Origin of the sequence: Pseudolabrys sp. (assembly GCF_050250095.1) — a bacterium.
Lineage (GTDB): Bacteria > Pseudomonadota > Alphaproteobacteria > Rhizobiales > Xanthobacteraceae > Pseudolabrys.
Window position 1 is genome coordinate 1 of the sequence record NZ_JBFWPH010000002.1, and the last position, 21,487, is coordinate 21,487.

Genomic DNA, 21,487 nt, shown 5'->3' on the forward strand with positions numbered 1-21,487 from the left:
GGCTGCGGGCAGCGCCTTAACCGCGCGGCTTCGGGGTGCTTGCCCTCCCGCCGGATCGCGGCTATCGAGACGGCCGACGCTCCCTTCGTCTAGCGGTCTAGGACGCGGCCCTCTCAAGGCTGAAACACGGGTTCGATTCCCGTAGGGAGCGCCATTCCTCCGCTACGCTGCATTTGGACCCCGCGCCGCAGGTCGGCCGGCGATCCTCCCTCATTTCCCGTGTATTTCGGGGCCGAGGAACAGGTCGGGCACCCAGGTCGAAATCCACGGCACATAGGTCACCAGCATCAGGAAGGCCAGCAGCAGCGCCAGCCACGGCAGCGAGGCGCGCGCCACCGTCAGGATGTTCATGCCGGTGATGCCGGAGGTGACGAACAGGTTGAGCCCCACCGGCGGCGTGATCATGCCGATTTCCATGTTCACGACAAAGACGATGCCGAGGTGGATCGGATCGATGCCGAGCTGCGCCGCAACCGGCACGATGACCGGCGACAGGATGAGAATGATGGCGACCGGCTCCATGAAGTTGCCGGCGATCAGCAGCAGGACGTTCAGCAGGACGAGGAAAAGCCACGGCTCGAGATTGACCGAGATCAGTTTCATCGCCAGCGCTTCGGGAATCCGTTCCGACGTCAGCACATGCGCGAACAGGAACGCATTGCCGACGATGAACAGCAGCATCACCGTTACCTTGCCGGCTTCCAGCAGGACCTTCGGTGAATCCTTCAGCGGGCAGTCCTTGTAGACCCAGGTGGCGACGATGAAGGCGTAGACGGCGGAAACCGCCGCGGCCTCGGTCGGCGTGAACGCGCCGCCATAGATGCCGCCCATGATGATGAAGATCAGCAGGATACCCCAGATCGACTTGCGCGCCTGGACCATCAGCTCGCGCCACGACGCCTTAGGCAGCCGCGGCAGCCCGATCCAGCGCGCATAGATGTAGACCGTCACCATCAGCAGGACGCTGAGCAGGATGCCGGGGAAGAAACCCGCGAGGAACAGGCGGCCGACCGAGCTTTCGGTGGTCGCCGAATAGGCGATCATCGGAATCGACGGCGGAATCAGGATGCCGAGCGTACCGGCGCAGCAGATGACGCCCGCCGCGAATGTTGGCGGGTAGCCGGTGCGGATCATGCCGGCGATGACGATCGAGCCGATCGCCGCCACGGTAGCCGGCGACGAACCGGAAATCGCCGCGAACAGCATGCAGGCAAACACCGAGCCGACGGCGAGTCCACCCGGCACATGGCCCACGGCGGCGGTCGCGAAATCGATCAGCCGCCGCGCGATGCCGCCGCTCGTCATGTAGGCGCTGGCGAGGATGAAAAACGGCATCGACATCAGCGTGTAGTGCTCCATCGTCGCGAAGAACTTCAGCGCGATCGAGGCCAGCGATGTCGGCGTGAAAAGCAGGATGGTCAGAACGCTCGCGAGGCCGAGCGAGATCGCGATCGGCACGCCAAGCAGCAGCAACGCGAACAGGGACGTGATCAGGAAGATTGTGGTCATGAATGGCGCGCTCCCCGGCGCGAGCAAGTCCTGCGCGCAGGCATTACGACGTGCCCTTGTCCTGGTATTGCCGGATCGACTCTGCCGCCTCGTCGCCGAGCTTGAAGCCTGCTTCCTCGCCGCGCACGATGCGCCATGTCATCTGGATCAGGCGGTACAGCAGCAGCAGGAATCCGACCGGCAGGATGATGATGAGAATCCAGCGCTGGATCGGGATGTCTTCGCCGGTCACGCCGATGTCGTAGACCGTCTCGAAGTAGTTCCAGCTGCCGATCAGCATGAGGATGGCATAGACGATGCAGAGCAGGCCCGAGATCACGCCCGCGATTCGCTTGCCGTTCTTGGGGAGCGTATTGACCAGCGCGTCGACGCCGATGTGGGAGCCGACCTTGATCCCGTAGGAAATCCCGATCAGCACCAGCCAGCCGAACAGATAGGTCGTGGCTTCGATGCCCCACAGGATCGAGCTGTTGAAGACATAGCGCATGACCACCTGAACGACGGTGATCAGCGTCATCGCGGCAAGGAGGAAGGCGATCGCGCCTTCCTCCAGCCTGTCGATAATCCTTGGATTCATTGACGAGGTCCGCGCGCCGTCAGCCCGAATTGGCCTTGCGGGCGGCCTCGATCAGATCCTTGCCGATCGCCTTCTCGAACTTCGTCCAGACCGGCGACATCGCTTTCTGCCAGGCGTCGTGTTCCTTGTCGGACAGGGTGATGATCTGCGACTTGCCCGACTCGACGATCTTCTTCTTGTTGTCCTGGTGCATCTTGTTCGCCATGTTGTTGGCTTCGGCGGACGACTCCTTGATGGCGCGGGCGAGGCCCTCGCGGACATCCGGCGGCAGCTTGTCCCACCAGCGCGTCGAAACCGTCACCATGAAGCTCATCATGCCGTGGTTGCTTTCGACGATGTAGGGCTGCACCTCGTAGAACTTCATCGTGTAGATGCTGGTCCAGCTGTTTTCCTGGCCGTTGACCACGCCGGTCTGCAGCGCCTGGTAGACTTCGGAGAAGGCGAGCTTCTGCGGCACGGCGCCGACCGCCTGGTACTGCGCTTCGATAACCTTGGACGGCTGGATGCGGATGCGCAGGCCCTTTGCATCGACCGGCATGTGAATCTCGCGGTTGGCCGACATCTGCTTCATCCCGTTCTGGATGTAGCCGAGGCCGGTGTAGCCGCGGTTGCGGATCGAGTTGAGCAGTTCCTGGCCTTCCTTGCCCTGCTGGAAGCGGGTGACCGCGTCCACGTTCTTGAACAGGAACGGAAGATCGAACAGCTGCAGCTTGTCGGTGTAACGCTCGAATTTCGAGAGCGACGGCGCGATGATCTGCACGTCGTTCAGCAGCAACGCTTCCATTTCCTGTGCGTCGCCGAACAGCGTCGAGTTCGGGAAGACCTCGACCTTCACCTTGTTGCCGAGATACTTCTCCGCAAGCTCCTTGAATTTGAGCGCGGCCACGCCCTTGGGCGTGTTGTCGGTGTTCACATGGCTGTACTTGATGACGATCGGCTGCTGCGCCTGCGCAGGAGTCGACAAGATCATGAGGGCGCATGCTGACGCGAGAAGGAGGTGACGCATCGGTTTCCCCTTTTGGCATTGGGACAATGGGCCGGCGAAGGCATCAGCATGGTCCGAGGGTCGAACGGTTGTCAATAAAATTTCGAATATTTTGCGAAGCGCGACACTTGCAGAAAATATCGACGGCGAGGCGATTGCAGCGATCGCGCCGGCATTATGGGTCATCTCGTCGCATCGGCGGCCGCGATGTCGCGGCAGACGACAGCGCCGCTACGTTCGCGCCGGGTTCAAAGAGATTGCATTGCAACACGAACGGAACAGGCGCGCGGTCCACTAGGCGCGTGCCGGCCGGCGCCGCTAGACGTCGCGTCCCGCGATCCGCCACGTCGTCATCGGGAAATGGGTGTTGCCGACCGTGAACGGCGGGAACTGCGCCATGTCCGCACGCATCTCGGCCATCACCGGCGAGGCGAGCGCGGCAATGAGATCGGCCAGCGACGCGAACACCACCTTGTTCCGCTGCAGCGAGCCTGCGCGCGCGTAAGGCAGGCCGCTCGTCCATTCCATCGGGCGATAGGTTTCGACTTCGCGGATTCCCGGAAACCGCACCATGATCGGCGGGTGATGCTGGTCGTAGTGATCGAGCCACGCCTGCGGATCTTGCGCCGGGCCGCGATAGCTGACGAAGAATGTCAGGAACGGATCGACGGGCGGCGGCGCGCCGGTCGGGAACACGCGCGCTGTCATCAGTTCATGCGCGACGTTGTCCGGTGGCAGGTCTCGCAACACCGGCAGACGGGCAAGCGGACTGTCCGCCCGCAGCGCCGCCTGCGCCGCCGCGGGCGCGTCGAAGGTAAGCTGGAGCGCGAGATCGGGCCCGCTGCCGTCCTTGGCGAAAGGCTGGTCCGCCGGCGTGCGGTCCGGCGTCATCAGGCGGGCGCGGGTGAGGCCGGCGATACCGTCCAGCGCAGCGGCGATGCCGGCACGGTCGCTCGCGGTGACCGTCAATCCCGGCGCGCGGGAGAGGATAAAGAGCGTCGTGAGCGGGGAAGCGGTCATGCGGTTTCGCTGCGGTCAATGAGCGGTTCTCGACCCTAGCGGCCATGGGGCCGCCGCGAAAGCGCGAGCCGCCGCCCTTGTCATTTGCCCGGATTTTGCCGATCCTGAAAACGCTGCAAACAGACGCAGGCGTAAGCAGGTTTTGAAGCGATGGAATTGCTGACCACCTCGGAAGCGGCCGACTATCTCCGCCTCAAGGAGCGCAAGATCTACGAGATGGTCGCGGAAGGCAGCGTGCCCTGCACCAAGGTGACCGGGCGCTGGCTGTTTCCCAAGGACGAACTCGACCAGTGGCTCGCGGCCAGCGTGGTGCGGCCGGACGGCATGGCGCCGCGCCAGGCGCCGCCGATTGTCGGCGGCAGCCACGACCCGCTGCTTGAATGGGCGCTGCGCGAAAGCGGTTGCGGGCTTGCCTCCTTGCCGGTCGGCAGCGAAGCCGGCCTCGAACGGTTCGCCGGCGGCGGCGTGATGGCGGCCGGCATTCATCTGCATGCGCTCGACGATATCGAGGCCGACGCCAATGTGGCGGCGATCCGCGCGCAAGGGCGTTTCCATGACGCGGTGCTGATCGCATTCTGCCGGCGCGAGCAGGGGCTTCTGCTGGCGCGCGGCAACCCGCTGAAGATCAAGACCATCGACGATGCGGTCAAAGGCAACGCGCGCATGGCGGTGCGGCCGAAAGGCGCCGGCGCGCAGCTTCTGCTGCTCGGCCTGCTGCGGCGCGCCGGGATCGCCTTCGAGCGGCTGAACGCGGCCGACACGCCGGCCGCCACCGGCCCCGATCTCGCTCAGGTGGTCCGCGCCGGACGCGCCGATTGCGGCATTGCCACCCGCGCGGTCGCCGACGCGGCTGGGCTGCATTTCGTGCCGCTGATCTGGGAGCGGTTCGACCTTGTCATGCGGCAGCGCGATTATTTCGGCGTGCCGGTGCAGACGCTGATGGCGTTCCTGCGCTCGAGCGCCTTCGCCGCGCAGGCCGGCGAGATGGGCGGCTACGACATCGCCGGCAGCGGCGCGGTGCGTTTCGTGAACTAGGTGGAAGTGAAATGACGACGTCCGAACAGGCTTGGCCGACCGAATTGCGGCTGCACAAGGACCGCAAGACTTTGACGATCGCCTTCGACAACGGCGAGAGCTTCGACCTGCCGGCCGAATATCTGCGGGTGAAAAGCCCGAGCGCGGAAGTGCAGGGCCATTCGCCGGACGAGCGCAAGACCGTGCCCGGCAAGAAGAACGTGATGATCCTCGAGGTCATTCCGGTCGGCAATTACGCCGTGCGGCTCGGTTTCGACGACATGCATTCGACCGGCATTTTCGACTGGCCGTATCTGCGCGAGCTCGGCCGCAACCACGCTCAGTACTGGCAGGACTATCTCGACGAGCTTGCGTCGAAAAACCTCACGCGCGAAGCGCCGGCAATACGCCGCCACTAGTGGCGTTCAGAACGGCAGCGCGGCCGAGTTCTTGACCTCTTCCATCACCGCGAAGGTGTGCGTTTCGCGCACACCCGGCAGCGACAGCAGCACGTCGGCGAGGAAGGTGCGGTAGGCCGTCATGTCGGCGACGCGGGTCTTGACCAGATAGTCGAAGCCGCCGGCGACCATGTGGCACTCCATGACCTCCGGCGCGCGCACGACCGCGCGGGCGAACCGCTCGAACACATCGGGCGTGGTGCGGTCGAGCTTCACCTCGATGAAGACGAGCAACCCGCGCGCGAGCTTCTCCGGGTTCAGCCGCGCGTGATAGCCGAGGATGTAGTTGTCGCGGGTCAAGCGGCGCAACCGTTCGGTCGCCGCGGTCGGCGACAGGCCAAGTTTCTCCGCAAGGTCGACCACGGTGATGCGGCCGTCCTCCTGCAGCAGCGACAGCAGCCGTCGGTCCGTTTTATCGATAGTGATTTCAGCCATGAAAACTTCTATAGTAGTGGAATTCACTAATTTTATCACAAAAATATGGATGGTGTCACTATCGGGGTCGGCGTAACGGAGTGCTGCAACCAGGGAAAAATCCGATGCGGATGGATTTCGCGCCTCCGGACGACAAGCTTGCCGCCGAATTTCTCAAGAGCGGCGCTGGCCCAAGCGACCGCGCGCAGGCGGAAGCGGTCCGCCTGATCGAGGCGATCCGCGCCTCCGTGCATCTGGTGCCTGACGTCGAAGCCGTGCTGCACGCCTATTCGCTCTCGACCGACGAGGGCTTGGCGCTGATGTCGCTCGCCGAAGCGTTGCTGCGCGTGCCCGATGGCGCGACCTCCGACCTGCTGATTGCCGACAAGCTGCGCGCCGGCGACTGGACGCGCGACACGGAACATTCCTCCACGGTGCTGGCGGCGCTGTCATGGACGCTGGGCGCGACCGCCCGCGTGGTCGAAAGCGCCGACGAGCCGCACAGCATCGTCTCCGGCATGATCCGGCGGCTCGGCTTTCCGGCGGTGCGCGCCGCCGCGCGGCAGTTGATGCGGTTGCTCGGCGCGCATTTCGTGCTCGGCGAGACGATCGGGGATGCGCTGGCGCGGGCGGCCGATGCGCCGCGCTACCGCTATTCGTTCGACATGCTGGGCGAGGGGGCGCGCACGGCGGCGGACGCCGCGCGCTATTTCGACGCCTATGCGTCGGCCATCGCGGCGGTGGGCGCCGCCGCCGCACCGGGCGCGGCGACCGCGCGCGCCAGCGTGTCGGTGAAACTCTCCGCGCTGCATCCGCGCTACGAGCCGCTGTCGCGCGAGCGCGTGCTGCGCGAACTGACGCCGAAGGTGATCGAACTGGCGCAGCTTGCGAAGCGCCACGACATCAACCTGACCATCGACGCGGAGGAAGCCGACCGTCTCGAACTCTCGCTCGACGTGATCGGCGGCGTGCTGGCGGACTCCTCGCTTGCGGGCTGGGAGGGCTTCGGCCTCGCGGTGCAGGCCTATCAGAAGCGCGCGGTCGATGTGGTGGCCTGGGCCGACGAACAGGCGCGGGCCACAAACCGCAAGCTGTCCGTGCGCCTGGTGAAGGGCGCCTATTGGGATACCGAGATCAAGCGCGCGCAGGAACGCGGCCTTGCCGACTATCCGGTGTTCAGCCGCAAGGCGATGACGGATCTGTCTTATGAGGCCTGCGCGCACCGTTTGCTCGCGGCGCGGCCGCGGCTGTTTCCGCAATTCGCCACCCACAACGCGCTCACCGTTGCGACGGTCGCGGAGATGGCCGGCGGCTACGAGGGCTACGAATTCCAGCGGCTGCAGGGCATGGGCGAGGCGCTCTACGAGGCGCTGCTCGACGCGCACCGCGAAGCCGCGTGCCGCATCTATGCGCCGGTCGGCAGCCACAAGGATCTGCTCGCCTATCTGGTGCGCCGGCTGCTGGAGAACGGCGCGAATTCCTCTTTCGTCGCGCAGGTGTCGGACGCGGGCATTCCGCCCGCGCAGCTTGTGGTCCCGCCCCGCGAGATTATCCGTTCCGCCGGCGAGGCCCGCCATCCACGTCTGCCGATGCCGCGCGATCTTTATGCGCCGGCGCGCAAAGGCTCGCGCGGCGTCGAGTTCGGCGACCGCGCGGCGCTCGATGAACTGCTCGGCAGCGTTGCCGGCGCGGTGAAACCGGGCCTTGCTGCGCCATTGATCGGCGGCAAGGCGGAGACCGCGCGTCCAAGCCGCCCGGTGCTGTCGCCCATTGACGGCAAGGCGATCGGCACGGTGCATGAGGGCGATGACGAGACGGCCCGCCGCGCGGTTGCTGCGGCGCTTGCGGGCTTTGCCGCGTGGAACGCGACGCCGCTCAACCGGCGAGCCGCGATCCTCGAACGCGCCGCCGACGCCATCGAGGACGAACGCGCGCGGCTGATCGCGCTGTTGCAGGCGGAAGGCGGCAAGACGCTCGACGATGCGCTGGCCGAGGTGCGCGAGGCCGCCGACTTCTGCCGTTACTATGCGGTGCAGGCGCGCGAGACGCTGGCGCCGCGCGCACTGCCGGGGCCGACCGGCGAGGCCAACGAACTGCGCAGCCGCGGCCGCGGCGTGTTCGTCTGCATCAGCCCGTGGAATTTTCCGCTGGCGATCTTCACCGGGCAGGTCGCCGCGGCGCTGGTCGCCGGCAACGCGGTGATCGCGAAGCCCGCCGAACAGACACCGCTGATCGCCGCGGAGGTGGTCCCGCTGCTGCATCACTGCGGTATTCCTGTCTCGGCGCTTCATCTTGTGCCCGGTGACGGCAAGGTGGGCGCGGCGCTCACCGCCGATCCGCGCATCGCCGGCGTCGCTTTCACCGGCTCGACCGAGGTGGCGCAGGCCATTAACCGCGCGCTTGCGGCCAAGTCCGGACCTATCGTGCCGCTGATCGCAGAAACCGGCGGCATCAATGCGATGATCGTCGATGCCTCTGCGCTGCCGGAACAGGTGACCGACGATGTCATCATCTCGGCGTTCCGGTCGGCCGGACAGCGTTGCTCCGCGCTGCGATTGCTCTGCGTGCAGGATGACATCGCGGATCATGTCCTCGCGATGATCGCGGGCGCGGCCGCCGAGCTTGCCGTGGGCGATCCGCGCGACATCGGCACCCATGTCGGCCCGGTGATCGACCGCGAGGCCAAAGACAGGCTCGAGGCCTGGCTTGCCGCGATGGAGAAGGCGGGGCGGGTGCGTTTCCGCTGGGACGCCGCGCGCAAGCTGCCGCTCGCGGGAACCTATGTCGCGCCGGCGATTATCGAGCTTGGCGCAGCAGGCGATCTCACCGAAGAAGTGTTCGGCCCTATGCTCCATGTGGTGCGCTGGCGCGCGAACGAACTCGATGTCCTGCTCGACGGCATCGCCGCCAACGGCACGGCGCTCACGCTCGGCATCCAGTCGCGCATCGACCGGACGGCGGACCGCGTCGTCGCGCGCCTGGCCAACGGCAATGTCTATGTGAACCGCAACATGATCGGGGCGGTGGTCGGCACCCAGCCGTTCGGCGGCGCCGGCCTGTCCGGCACCGGCCCGAAAGCCGGCGGGCCGCATTACCTGCCGCGCTTTGCCGCCGAGCAGACGGTGACGACCAACACTGCCGCCGCCGGCGGCAATGCCAGCCTCTTGGTGCAGATCGCGTAAACTCAGCGGGCGAGGCGTTCGAGCGCAGCGGTCAGCTTGCCGTCGGGCCGCGCCAGCTCCTCCATGATCGAATAATGATCGTGGCCGTCGAGCGCCAGCAGCTCGGACGGCAGCCCCGCGGCGCGGCGTGCGGCGTGATAGTCGCGGGCCTGGCGCTGGAACTCCGGCAGCTCGCCAAGGCCATGCGCGACGATCAGCGGCGGCGAGTGGCGCGGCAGTTGCCGTTGCGGACTGAGTTGCTCGACGTCGCCGGCTGTCAGCTTCAGCGTATCGTTGACGTAGATCAGCCGGCACGGCTCCAACTCGTACAGTCCGCTGATCGAGAGGCCGGCGTCGGCACCGGTTTCCGTGAGCAGGAGCGATGCGAGATGCCCGCCCGCCGACCAGCCGGCGAGGATCGTTTTGCCGGTGGCAATGTTGTTGTCGCGCAGCCAGCGCATCGCGGCGCGGATCTCGTCGGCGATGTCGGCGAGCGAGGCCTGCGGGGCGAGCGTATAGCCGACCATCGCAACGTCGATGCCGCGCGCCAGTGGGCCTTCGGCCATGCAGCCGAACACCTCCTTGCTGTTGCGCATCCAGTAGCCGCCGTGGACGAACACCATCAGCGGCGCGCCGGGCCGGCCGCAGCGATAAATGTCGATCTTGTTGCGGGGTTTCGGCCCATAGGGCCGGTCGAGCAGGGTGGGATCGCTGTGCGCGCGCAACCGGGCCGTGCGGGCCTCCCAGCCGGCGAGCCGCTCCTCGCTGTCGGTAAAGGCCGCGCCATTATTATAAGCCGCGCCGAGCTGATCGCGCGTCATGCCGCCCCAGGCGACCCCGCCCATGATGTTGCTCCCGCCGTTCCGGCCCCGCTGACAAGCCTGTTTCGGTCGTTCATAATGCGCCGGGGGCAAATGTCACTCGAATCGCCATCGCCCGCCAGGGGCGACAGACAATCGACGGGTTTGCGGGCGCGACTCTTCACACGATTCGCGTTGCGGATGATTCCGGTGCCCCAGCGAGGCCGCCTGCGTATCGTCCTGCCTTCGGGCGAGGTCGTAGAGCGCGCCGGCGCGGCCGGCGGGCCGGAGACGGCGATCGAGGTTCATCGCTGGCGCGGCCTCTGGCGCATCCTGCGCGACGGCGAAACCGGCTTCATCGACGGCTATCTGGATGGCGACTGGTCGACGCCCGATCTCGTTCGCCTCTTCGAGTTTTTCATGGAGAACGAGGCGGCTTTTGCGGCGCAGGCGGCGCCGTCCTGGCTCTCCTTTGTCCGGTCGCGGCTGCAGCACTGGTCGCGCGCCAACACGCGCCGCGGCTCGCGGCGCAATATCGCCGCGCACTACGATCTCGGCAACGCGTTCTATCAGCAGTGGCTCGACCGCGGCATGAACTATTCGTCGGCACGTTTCGACGGCGCCAACAGCCTCGAAGCCGCGCAGGAGGCGAAACTCGCCCGCATCGTCGAACTGATGGAGCTTGCCGGCGGCGAAAAGGTGCTGGAGATCGGCTGCGGCTGGGGCGCGCTGGCCGAGCAGATGCTCAAGGTTGCGGATTGCAGCGTCGTCGGTCTGACGCTGTCGACCGAACAACTGGCCTATGCGCAGCAGCGCCTCGCCGCGGAAGCGCCGCGGGCGGATTTGCGTTTGCAGGATTATCGCGACGTGGGCGGCCGGTTCGACCGCATCGCGTCCATCGAGATGTTCGAGGCGGTCGGCGAGCGCTACTGGCCGGTCTATTTCGACAAGATCAAGTCGTCGCTGACCGAGACCGGCTCGGCGGTGCTGCAGATCATCACCATCGACGAAAAACGCTTTACGGCCTACCGCCGGACGCCGGACTTCATCCAGCGCTACATTTTCCCCGGCGGCATGCTGCCGACCCTCTCGATCATCGAGAAGGAGGTCCGCCGCGCCGGCCTCAGGCTCGTGCATTGCGAGTCGTTCGGCGACAGCTATGCCGAGACGCTGCGCGAATGGCGCAGCCGTTTCCTGCAGGCCTGGCCCAAAATCGAGCCGCTGGGCTTCGACCAGCACTTTCGCCGGATGTGGGAGTACTACCTGGCCTATTGCGAGGTCGGCTTCCGCTTCGGATCGATCAATGTGCGCCTCGTGAAGCTCGCGCCCTGACCTCCGGGCTGTCTAAATAAAATCAATGGGTTAGCTGGGCTGCCGTTTGGGCCGGCTGCGCTCGCGCGCCGGCGGCGAATATTTTTCCGGAATGAGGGAACTTTTTCCGCGCGGGCGTATTTGCACCTTTGCGGCCGATTGTGAGGGAAACGCGTCAAAAAAACGGCTGTGGGGCACCGGCATCTCTCAAAGACAAATGCCCGGCTTCTCGCGGGTGCGAGCCCGCCTTTTGACTGCGCAATGAGCGTTTGACTGGCAGCCGGCAGCGATCCGCCGAAGCAATCGGAGAGACCTATGCAGTCGTCGAAGGCGGTGGCCGGGCGCGCGAACGGGACGCGGGGGAAGAAGCCGCCGGCCCCGGTGGTGGACGAGGCCCTCAGGCAGCAACAGGACCTTCAGGATCTGCTGCGCAGCATGCAGGCGATGCGCGCCGGCGATTTTTCCGTGCGCATGGCAAGCGACCATGTCGGCCTGTTCGGCAAGATTGCGGATGCCTTCAACGACATCGTCTCGGCGAACCAGCGCATGGCCCACCAGCTCGAGCGGGTCGGCCAGACCGTCGGCCGCGAGGGCAAGACGCGCCAGCGCGTCAAGTTCGGCCTGTCGAGCGGGTCCTGGGATGAAATGGAAAGCTCGGTCAACACCCTGATCGACGATCTGGTGTGGCCGACCACGGAGGTGACGCGGGTGATCACCGCCGTCGCGCAGGGCGACCTGCGGGAAACGGTGCGGCTTGAAGTCGACGGCCGGCCGCTGCGCGGCGAGTTCCTGCGCTCCGCCGACATCGTCAACAAGATGATCAAGCAGCTCGGCGTCTTCACCTCGGAAGTGACGCGCGTGGCGCGCGAGGTCGGCACCGAAGGCAAGCTCGGCGGCCAGGCGAAGGTGCGCGAGGTCAGCGGCGTGTGGAAAGAGCTGACCGACAGCGTGAACTCGATGGCCAGCAACCTGACCGACCAGGTGCGCAACATCGCGGAGGTGACGATCGCGGTCGCCAACGGCGACCTGTCGAAGAAGATCACGGTCGACGTGCGCGGCGAAATTCTCCAGCTCAAGGAGGCCATCAACACGATGGTCGATCAGCTGCGCGCCTTCGCCTCCGAGGTGACGCGCGTGGCGCGCGAGGTGGGCACCGAGGGCAAGCTCGGCGGTCAGGCGATCGTGCCGGGCGTCGCGGGAACGTGGAAGGACCTGACCGACAACGTCAACTCGATGGCCAGCAATCTGACCGATCAGGTGCGCAGTATCGCGGAAGTCACGACCGCGGTGGCGCGCGGCGACCTGTCGCGCAAGATCACGGTCGACGTGCGCGGCGAAATTCTCGAGCTGAAGGACACCATCAATACGATGGTCGATCAGCTCAACGCCTTCGCCTGGGAGGTGACGCGCGTTGCGCGCGAAGTCGGCACCGAAGGCAAGCTCGGCGGTCAGGCACAGGTGCCGGGCGTCGCCGGAACGTGGAAAGACCTGACCGACAACGTCAACCTGATGGCGAGCAACCTGACCGGCCAGGTCCGCAACATCGCGGAGGTCGCGACCGCCATCGCCAATGGCGACCTGTCGAAGAAGATCACGGTGGACGTGCGCGGCGAGCTGCTGCTGCTGAAGGACACGCTCAATACGATGGTCGAGCAGTTGCGCTCCTTCGCGGCGGAAGTCACGCGCGTGGCGCGCGAGGTCGGCACCGACGGCAAGCTCGGCGGTCAGGCCCATGTGCCCGGCGTCGCCGGCACCTGGAAAGACCTGACCGACAACGTCAATCTGCTCGGCGCCAACCTCACCACGCAGGTGCGTAACATCGCGGAAGTGACGACGGCGGTGGCGCGCGGCGATCTGTCGCGCAAGATCACGGTCGACGTGAAGGGCGAAATTCTCGAGCTGAAAAACACCATCAATACGATGGTGGACCAGCTCAACGCCTTCGCCTCGGAAGTGACGCGCGTGGCGCGCGAGGTCGGCACCGACGGCAAGCTCGGCGGTCAGGCGCAGGTGCCTGGCGCCGGCGGCACATGGAAGGACTTGACCGACACCGTCAACGTCATGGCGGCGAACCTGACCGAGCAGGTCCGCGGCATCGTCAAGGTGGTGACCGCGGTCGCGAACGGCGACCTCAAACAAGAGTTGACGGTGCAGTCGAAGGGCGAGGTCGCGGCGCTTGCCGAAACCATCAACAACATGATGGAGACGCTCGCGACCTTCGCTGATCAGGTGACGACCGTGGCGCGCGAGGTCGGCGTGGAAGGCCGGCTTGGCGGCCAGGCCAACGTGCCGGGCGCGTCCGGCACCTGGAAGGATCTGACCGGCAACGTGAATCTGCTGGCGGCGAACCTCACGACGCAGGTCCGTGCCATCGCCGAGGTGGCGACCGCCGTCACCAAGGGCGATCTGACGCGCTCGATTCAGGTCGAGGCGCGCGGCGAGGTGGCCGAACTCAAAGACTACATCAATACTATGATCGGCAACCTGCGCCTGACGACCGAGCGCAACACCGAGCAGGATTGGCTCAAGACCAATCTCGCGAAGTTCACCACCATGCTGCAGGGACAGCGTGACTTCTCGACCGTCGGACGCTTGTTGCTGACCGAGCTGACGCCGCTGATCGGCGCGCAGCTCGGCGTCATTTATCGCGTCGACAATTCGGAAGCCGGCTGCCTCCGCTTCATGGCGAGCTATGCCGACGACGCCGAGAACAGCCACCCCGAAACGCTCAATTTCGGCGACGGCCTGATCGGGCAGTGCGCCATCGACAAGCGCCGGCTGCTGATCAGCGAATTGACTTCCGCCGGAACCGCGATCAGTTCGGCGCTGTTCACCGCGACCCCGAAGAACGTCATCATTCTGCCCGTCCTGTTCGAGAACCAGCTCCGCGCGGTGATCGAACTGTCGTCGCTCAACACGTTCAACACGCTGCAGATCGCCTTTCTGGAGCAACTCACCGACAGCTTCGGCACGGTGCTCAACAGCATCGCGGCGACGACTCAGACCGAGGGACTGCTCAAGCAGTCGCAGCAGCTCGCGGCGGAGCTGCAGTCCCAGCAGAGCGAATTGCAGCAGACCAACGACCAGCTCGAGCAGAAGGCACAGCAGCTGGCCGAAAGTAACGTCGAAATCGAGCAGGCGCGTCTCGCGCTGGAGGAGAAGGCGGGCGAACTGGCGCTGACGTCGAAGTACAAATCGGACTTCCTCGCCAACATGTCGCACGAGCTGCGCACGCCGCTGAATAGTATCCTGATCCTCAGTCAGCAGCTCGCCGACAACAGCGACGGCAATCTGGTTTCCAAGCAAGTCGAGTTTTCACGCACGATCCATGCGGCGGGCACCGACCTTTTGCATCTCATCACCGACATTCTCGACCTGTCGAAGATCGAGTCCGGAACCGTGACAGTCGAGGCCGAGGAGGTGCCGCTCGCCGGCGTCGTCGACGCGGTGTCGCGCCAGTTCCACCATGAATCGGAACGCCGTCATCTCGCATTCGACGTGACGATCGACCAGTCGGTTGGCCGCAACATCATCACGGATGCGAAGCGGTTGCAGCAGGTTCTGAAGAACCTGATGTCGAATGCGTTCAAGTTTACCGACGAGGGCAATGTCCGCCTGTCGGTCTATGCGGCGGTCGGCGGCTGGAATCCGCACAACGCCTCGCTCAATCAGGCGCCGATGGTAGTCGCCTTCGAGGTCAGCGACACCGGCATCGGCATCCCGGCCGAGAAGCAGCGCATCATCTTCGAAGCGTTCCAGCAGGCCGACGCCGGCACCAGCCGGAAATACGGCGGCACCGGTCTCGGCCTCGCCATCTGCCGCGAGCTTGCGAGCCTGCTGGGCGGCGAGTTGACGCTGAAGAGCGCGCCGGGCGAGGGCAGCGTCTTCACGCTTTATCTGCCGAACGCCTTCACGGGTCCGGCGACGACTCCGGGTCTCGCGCCTCCGATGGCGCCGCAGATCATCAGCCAGTTCGAAGTGAAGCGGATGCCGGACCGTTCGGTCGAACCGCCGCCGGACGACCGGTTGAAAATCCAGCCCGGCGACCCCGTTCTGCTGATCGCCGAGGACGACCCGCATTACGCGCGCATCCTGATGGATCTCGCCCGTGACGAGGGCTTCCGGGTGCTGGTCACTGCACGCGGCGCGGATGTCGCGGGGCTGGTGAGCCAGTATCAGCCGAGCGCCATTTCGCTCGATATCTTCCTGCAGGACTCGCTCGGCTGGAACGTTCTCAGCCAGCTCAAGCGCGATCCGGCGACGCGGCATATCCCGGTTCAGATCGTCACGGCGGACGAGGGGCACCAGCACGGGCTCGCGCGCGGCGCGTTCTCGTTCCTGACGAAGGGAGCGGATTCCGAGCGCCTGGAAGCGGCCTTCTCGCGCATTCATCACTACATCAAGAAGCCGAAAAAGCGCCTGCTGGTCGTCGAGGACAATGTCGGCGAACAGATGAGCATCCAGGCGCTGCTCGGCCACGACGACATCGAAATCGAAATGGCCTCGACCGGCGCCGAATGTCTCGCGCAGCTGCGCGACGAGGCGTTCGACTGCATCGTTCTCGACCTGCGTTTGCCGGACATGTCCGGCTTCGATCTCCTGAAGGACATCAGCGCCAACGACGATCTCTCCGGCATTCCGATCGTGGTCTTCACGGGACGCGAGTTGTCGGCGGAAGAACAGACCGGGCTGCAGTCGATCGCGCGCAGCATCGTGGTGAAGGGGGTCGAATCGCCGGAGCGGCTGCTGGACGAGACGGCGCTGTTCCTGCACCGCGTGATCGCGGACCTGCCCACCGAAAAACGGCGCATGCTGGAGAATCTGCACGATTCAAACGAGCAACTCGCCGGGCGCACCGTGCTGATCGTCGACGACGACGCGCGTAACGTGTTTGCGCTCAGCAGCGTGCTTGAGCGGCGCGGCATGAAGGTCAAGGCGGCGACCACGGGCACCGAGGCGATCCAGATGCTCGAATCCGGTCTCGAGCCGGCGATGGTGCTGATGGACATCATGATGCCGGGGATGGATGGCTATCAGGCGATGTCGTTGATCCGCAAGAAGCCGGAGTGGCGCCGCCTGCCGATCATCGCGCTGACTGCGAAGGCGATGAAGGGCGATCGCGAGAAGTGCCTCGATGCCGGCGCTTCGGACTATCTCGCCAAGCCCGTCGATACCGAGCAGTTGCTATCGACGCTGCGAAGCTGGCTGCACCGCTAGGCCGACATCGAGATGAACGAACAGCAGGTCAATGTTCTTCTGGTGGACGATCAGCCGGCCAAGCTGCTGACCTATGAGACCATCCTGAGCGAGCTTGGCGAGAACCTGATCACGGCAAGGAACGCCCGCGAGGCGCTCGAAATCCTGCTCAAGAACGAGATCGCGGTCGTTCTGATCGACGTCTACATGCCGGAAACGGACGGCTTCGAACTCGCCGCGATGATCCGCGATCATCCGCGCTTCGAGAAGATCGCGATCATCTTCATCTCGGCGATCCTGCTGACCGACGTCGACCGCCTGCGCGGCTACGAAATGGGCGCGGTCGACTATGTGCCGGTCCCTGTCGTTCCCGAGGTGCTACGCGCCAAGGTCCGGGTTTTCACCGAGCTCTATCGGAAGACGCGCGAACTCGAGCAGCTGAATCGCGAGCTTGAGGCCCGCGTCGAGGAACGCACTGCCGCGCTGGTCGCTTCGACCTCGCAACTGCGCTACAGCCAGCAATTGCAAAGCCTGGCGCTGGCCGCCGGAAAAATGGGGTCGTGGCGGTGGAACGCGGCGGATGACACGCTCGTCTGCGACGAAGGGCTGCGCGACATTTTCGGTGTCGACGCTGCCGACCCGCAGCCTTCGCGGGCGGCTCTCCAGGGCATGATGCATGCGAAGGACCGCGCGAAACTGATCGCCGAGTTGCGGCGGCTGTCGCCCGAGGCCAATACGTCGCAACTGGAATTCCGGATTCGCCGGCCGAACGGCGATATCCGCTGGTGCGCCGGCGCGGTGGCCGCGAGTTTCGGGGACGCCGGCGCGCTGGAGCGGCTGAGCGGCATCACGGTGGACCTGACCGAACGGAAAATGGCGGAAGAGCGCCAGATGCTGCTCGCGGGGGAGGTCGACCACCGTGCCCGCAACGTCGTCTCGGTGATCCAGTCGATCGTCCGCAGCACGCAGGCCGACAGCATCGCGGACTATGTCGCTGCGCTGGAAGGCCGCATCCAGGCATTGTCGACCGCGCACAAGCTGCTGGCGAAATCACGCTGGGAAGGCGCGGATTTGATGCGGCTCGCGGTCGAGGAATTCGCGCCCTATCTCGATACCAACCGCGAGCGGATTTCGATTTCCGGCGCCGACGTCATGCTGTCGCCGGCGATGGCGCAGACCATCGCGCTGGCGTTTCACGAGCTTGCGACCAACGCGGCGAAGTACGGATCGCTCGGTTCGGAAAACGGTCGCGTTGCGCTGAGCTGGCAGATCAAGTCGGAACGCCTCGCCATCGACTGGTCGGAGAGCGGCGGACCCGATGTCACGACGCCGACGCGGCAGGGTTACGGCACCCGTGTGCTGAAGGCCGGCATCGAGCGCCAACTGCAGGGGCGCGTGGACTTCGACTGGCACCGCAGCGGTTTGAAATGTAGGCTGGTCGTGCCGTACGACAACGTGCCGGGTTTCGTGACCCGAATTCCGAATGAAACGCAAATGATCGACGTTCCGCCTGACCTCTCGGATTCACAGAGTCGGAAATCCGACTCTGGCAACGCCATTCTGCTGGTCGAGGACGAGCCGTTGGTGTCGATGATGCTGGCCGACATGCTGTCGGATCTCGGCCACACCGTCGACGGCCCCTATAACCGCATCGGCGATGCGTTGCGGTCGGCGGAGAACAACGCGCTGCAGGCCGGCGTGCTGGATGTGAATGTCGGCGGCGAGAACATCTATGGTCTCGCGGGCGTTCTCACACGACGAAACATTCCGTTCGTGTTCGTCACCGGCTACAGCTCGACCAGCATCGATCCGCGCTTCACGCATGTTCCGATCGTTCAGAAACCGATCGAACCCACCTCGCTGCGCAACGCCTTGCTGGCGACAAAACGCAGCGAGTAATTTTCCGGTTGGCGGCCCACGAGCTGCTGCCGCGTCGAGGCGAACGGCGATGCGCGCCCGTTATAAACCGCTGCAATTAAACGATAAAATCCGCCATTAAAAATCGGCACGGCGGCACTTTTTTGTCGCCCGCCGAACTTTTTCCGATGCCGTGCGTTGTCAGGGGCAGAGGACGGATTGTTGCTCTCCGCAATTCGATCAGCGGCAGGGGAATTCATATGATGCCTTCGATTTCATCAAGCCTGCTCGGTGGTGTGGTTGTTTTTTCCGCAGTCGCCGGCCTCATCGGCGGTGTCGACCGCGGTGTCTCAAGCACCGTGTTCCTGCCGGCCGATACGGCAAGTTACTCCATCGCCGCTGCTCCGCTCGCGGATGCCGGGCGCGTCTCGGTCGCCGACCTGGCCTTTTCGGCCAGCCCGGCTGCTTCGCGCGCTGTCTTTTCGACTCCTCAGGGTACCGCCGAGCATTTTTCCGCCAAGGACGTGAGCAAGCTCTATTTCGATCCGAGCCCGCTCACCAATGTCGAATTGCCGGTGTGGAACGTTTTTCGGGTCGGGGCTCAATTTCAGCACGTGAGCAAATTCAAGAAGGCTCCGGCCCACGCTGTCGACAAGCCCACGGCGCCGTCGATCACCGAGAGGTTGCCGGTCGGCTGCGATCCGATGGTCAGCCCGGTCGCCAACCGCATGCTGGCGCGGATTCCGGTGAGCTGCGTTTCCTAGGGAGGTTTCGACCATGCGACGCGCCTTCAGCTATTGCATGCTGGATCCGGGCTACCGTTCGAAATATCTCATCGGCATGAGCGCGGCGGCGGCGTACACCGCGGCCGCTGTCGTGATCATTGCGATGGGCTACAGCGGACCATCGAAGGCAGCCGATCCCGACCAGACATTCGACCAGGCGATCGTGTCGTGGAACAGGGCGTGCCAGGATCAGGTCTGGCCCTATCTCGACGATAAATGCATGAAGGGCGCCAAGGTCGGAACGGTGCGCGTGATCGGCGGCCCGCGAATTCCGGTTGAGTTCTATCGGGATGCCGAAGGGCTGGAGCCCTCGAAGGCCGGAAAACCTTGCCTGCGCGCCGGCAAATCCTGCGTGACCTCGATCCCGAGCCGGCACAACGACCGGGTCTAGGCCTGCGCCTCCAGACATATCGGAACGAACGGTAATTTGTTCGCCAACCCCGGCCGATCAGCCGGTGACGTCCGACTGATATTCAATCAGGACGGCTTCCGGCGAGACGATTTCCCAAGACACGCCCGACGCCGCGAATTCGAGGCTTGCCTCTCCGTCGAGCGAACGCGCCACCATGTCCCGGATAATGCTGTGGCCAAAACCGGTGGTTTCCGGCTTCTGCACCGTCGGGCCGCCGCTTTCCCGCCAGGACATGTTGAACAGCCGCCGGCCGTCGGGCTGGTTGACGCTCCATTGAATGTCGACGCGGCCGGAGGCCGTGGATAAAGCGCCGTATTTGAGGGCGTTGGCGGTCAATTCGAAGATCGCCATGCTGAGCGCCTGCGCCGCCGCCGGCGCGGCGACGAGTGGCGGGCCGTCGAACGTGACGCGCGACGGCATATCCTCGAGCAGCGCCGAGATCTGCGAACGCACGATGTCGGAAATGGCCGCCCCCCGCCAGTTGCGCTCGATCAGCAAATCCTGATTGACCGACAGCGCGTAGAGACGGCGGCTGACGCGGCTGACAAGCTCGGACGGTTCGCACTTCTTGGCGGTCTGGCGGACGATGGCGTCGGCGATCGCCAGCACGTTCTTGGAGCGATGGTTGAGTTCGCGCATCAGGAGCATCTGCGTCTCCTGAGCGACCTTCCGTTCGGTGATATCGCGCGCGATCTTGGAGACGCCGACGATCTCGCCATTGTTGCCGCGGATCGGCGATATCGTCAGCGACACATTCAGAAGCCGGCCATCCTTGCAGCGGCGCACGGTGTCATAGTTGCGGATTATTTCGCCACGGCGCGTCATCGACAGGATTAGCGTTTCTTCGCCGTGCCGGTCGGGCGGGATCAGCGTCAGGATCGAGGTTCCAACCATTTCGTCGGCGGTATAGCCGAAGATGCGCTCGGCAGCCGCATTCCACGAGGTGATGATGCCGTTGAGGTCCTTGCTCACGATTGCGTCGTTGGAGGATTCAACGATCGCGGCGAGCCAGGATTTGGGATCATGTGGAACTGTCATGTTAAGGATTGCGCTTGACGAAATTTCGGTGCGCCGGCGGGCTTCTCACGATGGCTATGCCGCGTCGCCTTTGGGAACGGACGGCTGATCGTCCTGCTGGTCGACAGCCTCCATCGCCAGCGATTTGGCGAGTTGCGTCCTTGCGCGAAATACCCGGCTTTTGACCGTGCCGACCGCGCAGCCGCAGATTTGCGCCGCTTCCTCATAGGAGAACCCGGACGCGCCGATCAGAATGAGCGCATCGCGCTGGTCTTCCGGCAGCTTGGTCAGCGCCGTGCGGAACTCTTGCATCTCGACGCGGCCGGTCTGCTCCGGCAGTGCGACCAGACGTTCGGCGTGGACGCCGTTGACGTCCTCGACCTCGCGCCGGCGCTTGCGGTACTCGGAGCGGTAGAGGTTGCGCAGGATCGTGAAGAGCCAGGCCGGCATGTTGGTGCCGGGGTCGAACTTGTCGAGATGCGTCCAGGCGCGCAGCAGCGTTTCCTGCACCAGATCGTCTGCCCGGTCGACATTGCCAGCCAACGACACCGCGAAGGCGCGGAGCCTTGGGACCGTCGCCAGCATTTCCTCGCGAACGGATTCGGGCGCTTTCATTATTCTGGCTCGTTGCTCTTGTTTTTGGCTTGCCCCTCCGGCTGGCTTTTCTGCGCCTGGCCGTCGGGCATGTCGGGAGCGTTGTTCTTGGCCGGTCCTTCCAGCTGATTAATCAGCTTGGCAAAGCGGTCCGGAACGCCTTCGTCGACGATGTCGGAAAAGACGGCGCGCAGCTGCTGGCCAATTTTGTTTTGAATATCGGGCGTCATTGTCCAATTCTGTCGTGCCGTTCCACGCGACATGGTGTCCGTCGGCTTTTCTGACGGCTGCTTTTTGCTGCCGCCCTTTCCAGTGAATTTCGACAGGCCATTGTCCTGTCCGTCGTGATCGTCCATTTTCGGCCCCGCAGCCCAATT

General features: G+C 64.8%; 18 protein-coding genes and 1 tRNA gene. 9 read left to right on the forward strand and 10 right to left on the reverse strand.

Going from position 1 to position 21,487, the window contains the following annotated elements:
* Window positions 1–78 precede the first annotated feature (78 nt).
* Window positions 79–154: transfer RNA gene (locus AB7F10_RS05280), tRNA-Glu, on the forward strand.
* A gap of 56 nt (window positions 155–210) precedes the next feature.
* Here the strand turns inward: AB7F10_RS05280 and AB7F10_RS05285 are convergent.
* From AB7F10_RS05285 to AB7F10_RS05300, 4 genes are all read right to left on the reverse strand, one after another.
* On the reverse strand, window positions 211–1,509 hold the full coding sequence (locus AB7F10_RS05285; RefSeq protein ID WP_428559973.1) for a TRAP transporter large permease: 1,299 nt from the start codon (window positions 1,507–1,509) through the stop codon (window positions 211–213).
* Between the two features lie 43 nt (window positions 1,510–1,552).
* Entirely contained in the window at window positions 1,553–2,086 is a 534-nt protein-coding gene (locus AB7F10_RS05290) for a TRAP transporter small permease (protein ID WP_428559971.1), read from the reverse strand.
* A 19-nt stretch (window positions 2,087–2,105) separates the two neighbouring features.
* Window positions 2,106–3,056 (reverse strand): TRAP transporter substrate-binding protein, encoded by a 951-nt coding sequence (locus tag AB7F10_RS05295; protein WP_428559969.1) that lies wholly within the window; start codon window positions 3,054–3,056, stop codon window positions 2,106–2,108.
* A 333-nt stretch (window positions 3,057–3,389) separates the two neighbouring features.
* The gene (locus AB7F10_RS05300) at window positions 3,390–4,091 is read right to left on the reverse strand and encodes an EthD family reductase (RefSeq protein WP_428559967.1); all 702 of its coding nucleotides are present in this window, start codon (window positions 4,089–4,091) and stop codon (window positions 3,390–3,392) included.
* A gap of 150 nt (window positions 4,092–4,241) precedes the next feature.
* Here AB7F10_RS05300 and AB7F10_RS05305 point away from each other — a divergent pair, with 150 nt between their 5' ends.
* Window positions 4,242–5,126, forward strand: a complete 885-nt coding sequence (locus tag AB7F10_RS05305; protein WP_428559965.1) for a substrate-binding domain-containing protein — start codon at window positions 4,242–4,244, stop codon at window positions 5,124–5,126.
* Between the two features lie 11 nt (window positions 5,127–5,137).
* Complete coding sequence (locus tag AB7F10_RS05310) at window positions 5,138–5,524, forward strand: gamma-butyrobetaine hydroxylase-like domain-containing protein (protein WP_428559963.1); 387 nt, start codon at window positions 5,138–5,140, stop codon at window positions 5,522–5,524.
* A 6-nt stretch (window positions 5,525–5,530) separates the two neighbouring features.
* Here the strand turns inward: AB7F10_RS05310 and AB7F10_RS05315 are convergent, their stop codons facing one another.
* A complete protein-coding gene (locus AB7F10_RS05315; RefSeq protein WP_428559961.1) occupies window positions 5,531–5,998 on the reverse strand; it encodes an Lrp/AsnC ligand binding domain-containing protein in 468 nt (155 codons plus the stop codon).
* A 104-nt stretch (window positions 5,999–6,102) separates the two neighbouring features.
* On the opposite strand from AB7F10_RS05315, the gene putA reads away from it, so the two are divergent.
* On the forward strand, window positions 6,103–9,159 hold the full coding sequence (gene putA / locus AB7F10_RS05320; protein WP_428559959.1) for a bifunctional proline dehydrogenase/L-glutamate gamma-semialdehyde dehydrogenase PutA: 3,057 nt from the start codon (window positions 6,103–6,105) through the stop codon (window positions 9,157–9,159).
* A 2-nt stretch (window positions 9,160–9,161) separates the two neighbouring features.
* Here putA and AB7F10_RS05325 read toward each other — a convergent pair whose 3' ends face one another.
* Window positions 9,162–9,983, reverse strand: a complete 822-nt coding sequence (locus tag AB7F10_RS05325; RefSeq protein WP_428559957.1) for an alpha/beta hydrolase — start codon at window positions 9,981–9,983, stop codon at window positions 9,162–9,164.
* 156 nt (window positions 9,984–10,139) lie between these two features.
* On the opposite strand from AB7F10_RS05325, the gene AB7F10_RS05330 reads away from it, so the two are divergent.
* The 3 genes from AB7F10_RS05330 to AB7F10_RS05340 all read left to right on the forward strand — a co-directional run bounded on the left by AB7F10_RS05330 (window position 10,140) and on the right by AB7F10_RS05340 (window position 18,344).
* Entirely contained in the window at window positions 10,140–11,270 is a 1,131-nt protein-coding gene (locus tag AB7F10_RS05330) for a class I SAM-dependent methyltransferase (protein ID WP_428559954.1), read from the forward strand.
* 294 nt (window positions 11,271–11,564) lie between these two features.
* The gene (locus AB7F10_RS05335) at window positions 11,565–16,466 is read left to right on the forward strand and encodes a response regulator (protein WP_428559952.1); all 4,902 of its coding nucleotides are present in this window, start codon (window positions 11,565–11,567) and stop codon (window positions 16,464–16,466) included.
* Window positions 16,467–16,478: 12 nt separating this feature from the next.
* The gene (locus AB7F10_RS05340) at window positions 16,479–18,344 is read left to right on the forward strand and encodes a response regulator (RefSeq protein WP_428559950.1); all 1,866 of its coding nucleotides are present in this window, start codon (window positions 16,479–16,481) and stop codon (window positions 18,342–18,344) included.
* Here AB7F10_RS05340 and AB7F10_RS05345 read toward each other — a convergent pair.
* Window positions 18,281–18,562, reverse strand: coding sequence for a hypothetical protein (locus AB7F10_RS05345; RefSeq protein WP_428559948.1), 282 nt, complete (start codon window positions 18,560–18,562; stop codon window positions 18,281–18,283). The genes AB7F10_RS05340 and AB7F10_RS05345 overlap by 64 nt on opposite strands.
* On the opposite strand from AB7F10_RS05345, the gene AB7F10_RS05350 reads away from it, so the two are divergent.
* Both AB7F10_RS05350 and AB7F10_RS05355 read left to right on the forward strand, forming a co-directional pair.
* Window positions 18,563–19,066, forward strand: coding sequence for a hypothetical protein (locus AB7F10_RS05350; RefSeq protein ID WP_428559946.1), 504 nt, complete (start codon window positions 18,563–18,565; stop codon window positions 19,064–19,066).
* 13 nt (window positions 19,067–19,079) lie between these two features.
* Complete coding sequence (locus AB7F10_RS05355; protein WP_428559944.1) at window positions 19,080–19,478, forward strand: hypothetical protein; 399 nt, start codon at window positions 19,080–19,082, stop codon at window positions 19,476–19,478.
* Between the two features lie 57 nt (window positions 19,479–19,535).
* On the opposite strand, the gene AB7F10_RS05360 is transcribed toward AB7F10_RS05355, so the two are convergent.
* From AB7F10_RS05360 to AB7F10_RS05370, 3 genes are read right to left on the reverse strand one after another with little or no spacing between them, the layout of a single operon-like run.
* Entirely contained in the window at window positions 19,536–20,537 is a 1,002-nt protein-coding gene (locus AB7F10_RS05360; RefSeq protein ID WP_428559942.1) for a PAS domain S-box protein, read from the reverse strand.
* A 54-nt stretch (window positions 20,538–20,591) separates the two neighbouring features.
* Window positions 20,592–21,131, reverse strand: a complete 540-nt coding sequence (locus tag AB7F10_RS05365) for a sigma-70 family RNA polymerase sigma factor (protein ID WP_428559940.1) — start codon at window positions 21,129–21,131, stop codon at window positions 20,592–20,594.
* Window positions 21,131–21,466, reverse strand: coding sequence for a NepR family anti-sigma factor (locus AB7F10_RS05370; RefSeq protein WP_428559938.1), 336 nt, complete (start codon window positions 21,464–21,466; stop codon window positions 21,131–21,133). The genes AB7F10_RS05365 and AB7F10_RS05370 overlap by 1 nt, the downstream gene beginning before the upstream one ends.
* Window positions 21,467–21,487 lie beyond the last annotated feature (21 nt).

Excerpts from the sequence above, each read along its gene's own strand:
- AB7F10_RS05285 (WP_428559973.1), bottom strand. The coding sequence starts at position 1,509 with ATGACCACAATCTTCCTGATCACGTCCCTGTTCGCGTTGCTGCTGCTT.
- AB7F10_RS05290 (WP_428559971.1), bottom strand. The coding sequence starts at position 2,086 with ATGAATCCAAGGATTATCGACAGGCTGGAGGAAGGCGCGATCGCCTTC.
- AB7F10_RS05295 (WP_428559969.1), bottom strand. The coding sequence starts at position 3,056 with ATGATCTTGTCGACTCCTGCGCAGGCGCAGCAGCCGATCGTCATCAAG.
- AB7F10_RS05300 (WP_428559967.1), bottom strand. The coding sequence starts at position 4,091 with ATGACCGCTTCCCCGCTCACGACGCTCTTTATCCTCTCCCGCGCGCCG.
- AB7F10_RS05305 (WP_428559965.1), top strand. The coding sequence starts at position 4,242 with ATGGAATTGCTGACCACCTCGGAAGCGGCCGACTATCTCCGCCTCAAG.
- AB7F10_RS05310 (WP_428559963.1), top strand. The coding sequence starts at position 5,138 with ATGACGACGTCCGAACAGGCTTGGCCGACCGAATTGCGGCTGCACAAG.
- AB7F10_RS05315 (WP_428559961.1), bottom strand. The coding sequence starts at position 5,998 with ATGGCTGAAATCACTATCGATAAAACGGACCGACGGCTGCTGTCGCTG.
- putA (WP_428559959.1), top strand. The coding sequence starts at position 6,103 with ATGCGGATGGATTTCGCGCCTCCGGACGACAAGCTTGCCGCCGAATTT.
- AB7F10_RS05325 (WP_428559957.1), bottom strand. The coding sequence starts at position 9,983 with ATGGGCGGGGTCGCCTGGGGCGGCATGACGCGCGATCAGCTCGGCGCG.
- AB7F10_RS05330 (WP_428559954.1), top strand. The coding sequence starts at position 10,140 with ATGATTCCGGTGCCCCAGCGAGGCCGCCTGCGTATCGTCCTGCCTTCG.
- AB7F10_RS05335 (WP_428559952.1), top strand. The coding sequence starts at position 11,565 with ATGCAGTCGTCGAAGGCGGTGGCCGGGCGCGCGAACGGGACGCGGGGG.
- AB7F10_RS05340 (WP_428559950.1), top strand. The coding sequence starts at position 16,479 with ATGAACGAACAGCAGGTCAATGTTCTTCTGGTGGACGATCAGCCGGCC.
- AB7F10_RS05345 (WP_428559948.1), bottom strand. The coding sequence starts at position 18,562 with ATGAATTCCCCTGCCGCTGATCGAATTGCGGAGAGCAACAATCCGTCC.
- AB7F10_RS05350 (WP_428559946.1), top strand. The coding sequence starts at position 18,563 with ATGATGCCTTCGATTTCATCAAGCCTGCTCGGTGGTGTGGTTGTTTTT.
- AB7F10_RS05355 (WP_428559944.1), top strand. The coding sequence starts at position 19,080 with ATGCGACGCGCCTTCAGCTATTGCATGCTGGATCCGGGCTACCGTTCG.
- AB7F10_RS05360 (WP_428559942.1), bottom strand. The coding sequence starts at position 20,537 with ATGACAGTTCCACATGATCCCAAATCCTGGCTCGCCGCGATCGTTGAA.
- AB7F10_RS05365 (WP_428559940.1), bottom strand. The coding sequence starts at position 21,131 with ATGAAAGCGCCCGAATCCGTTCGCGAGGAAATGCTGGCGACGGTCCCA.
- AB7F10_RS05370 (WP_428559938.1), bottom strand. The coding sequence starts at position 21,466 with ATGGACGATCACGACGGACAGGACAATGGCCTGTCGAAATTCACTGGA.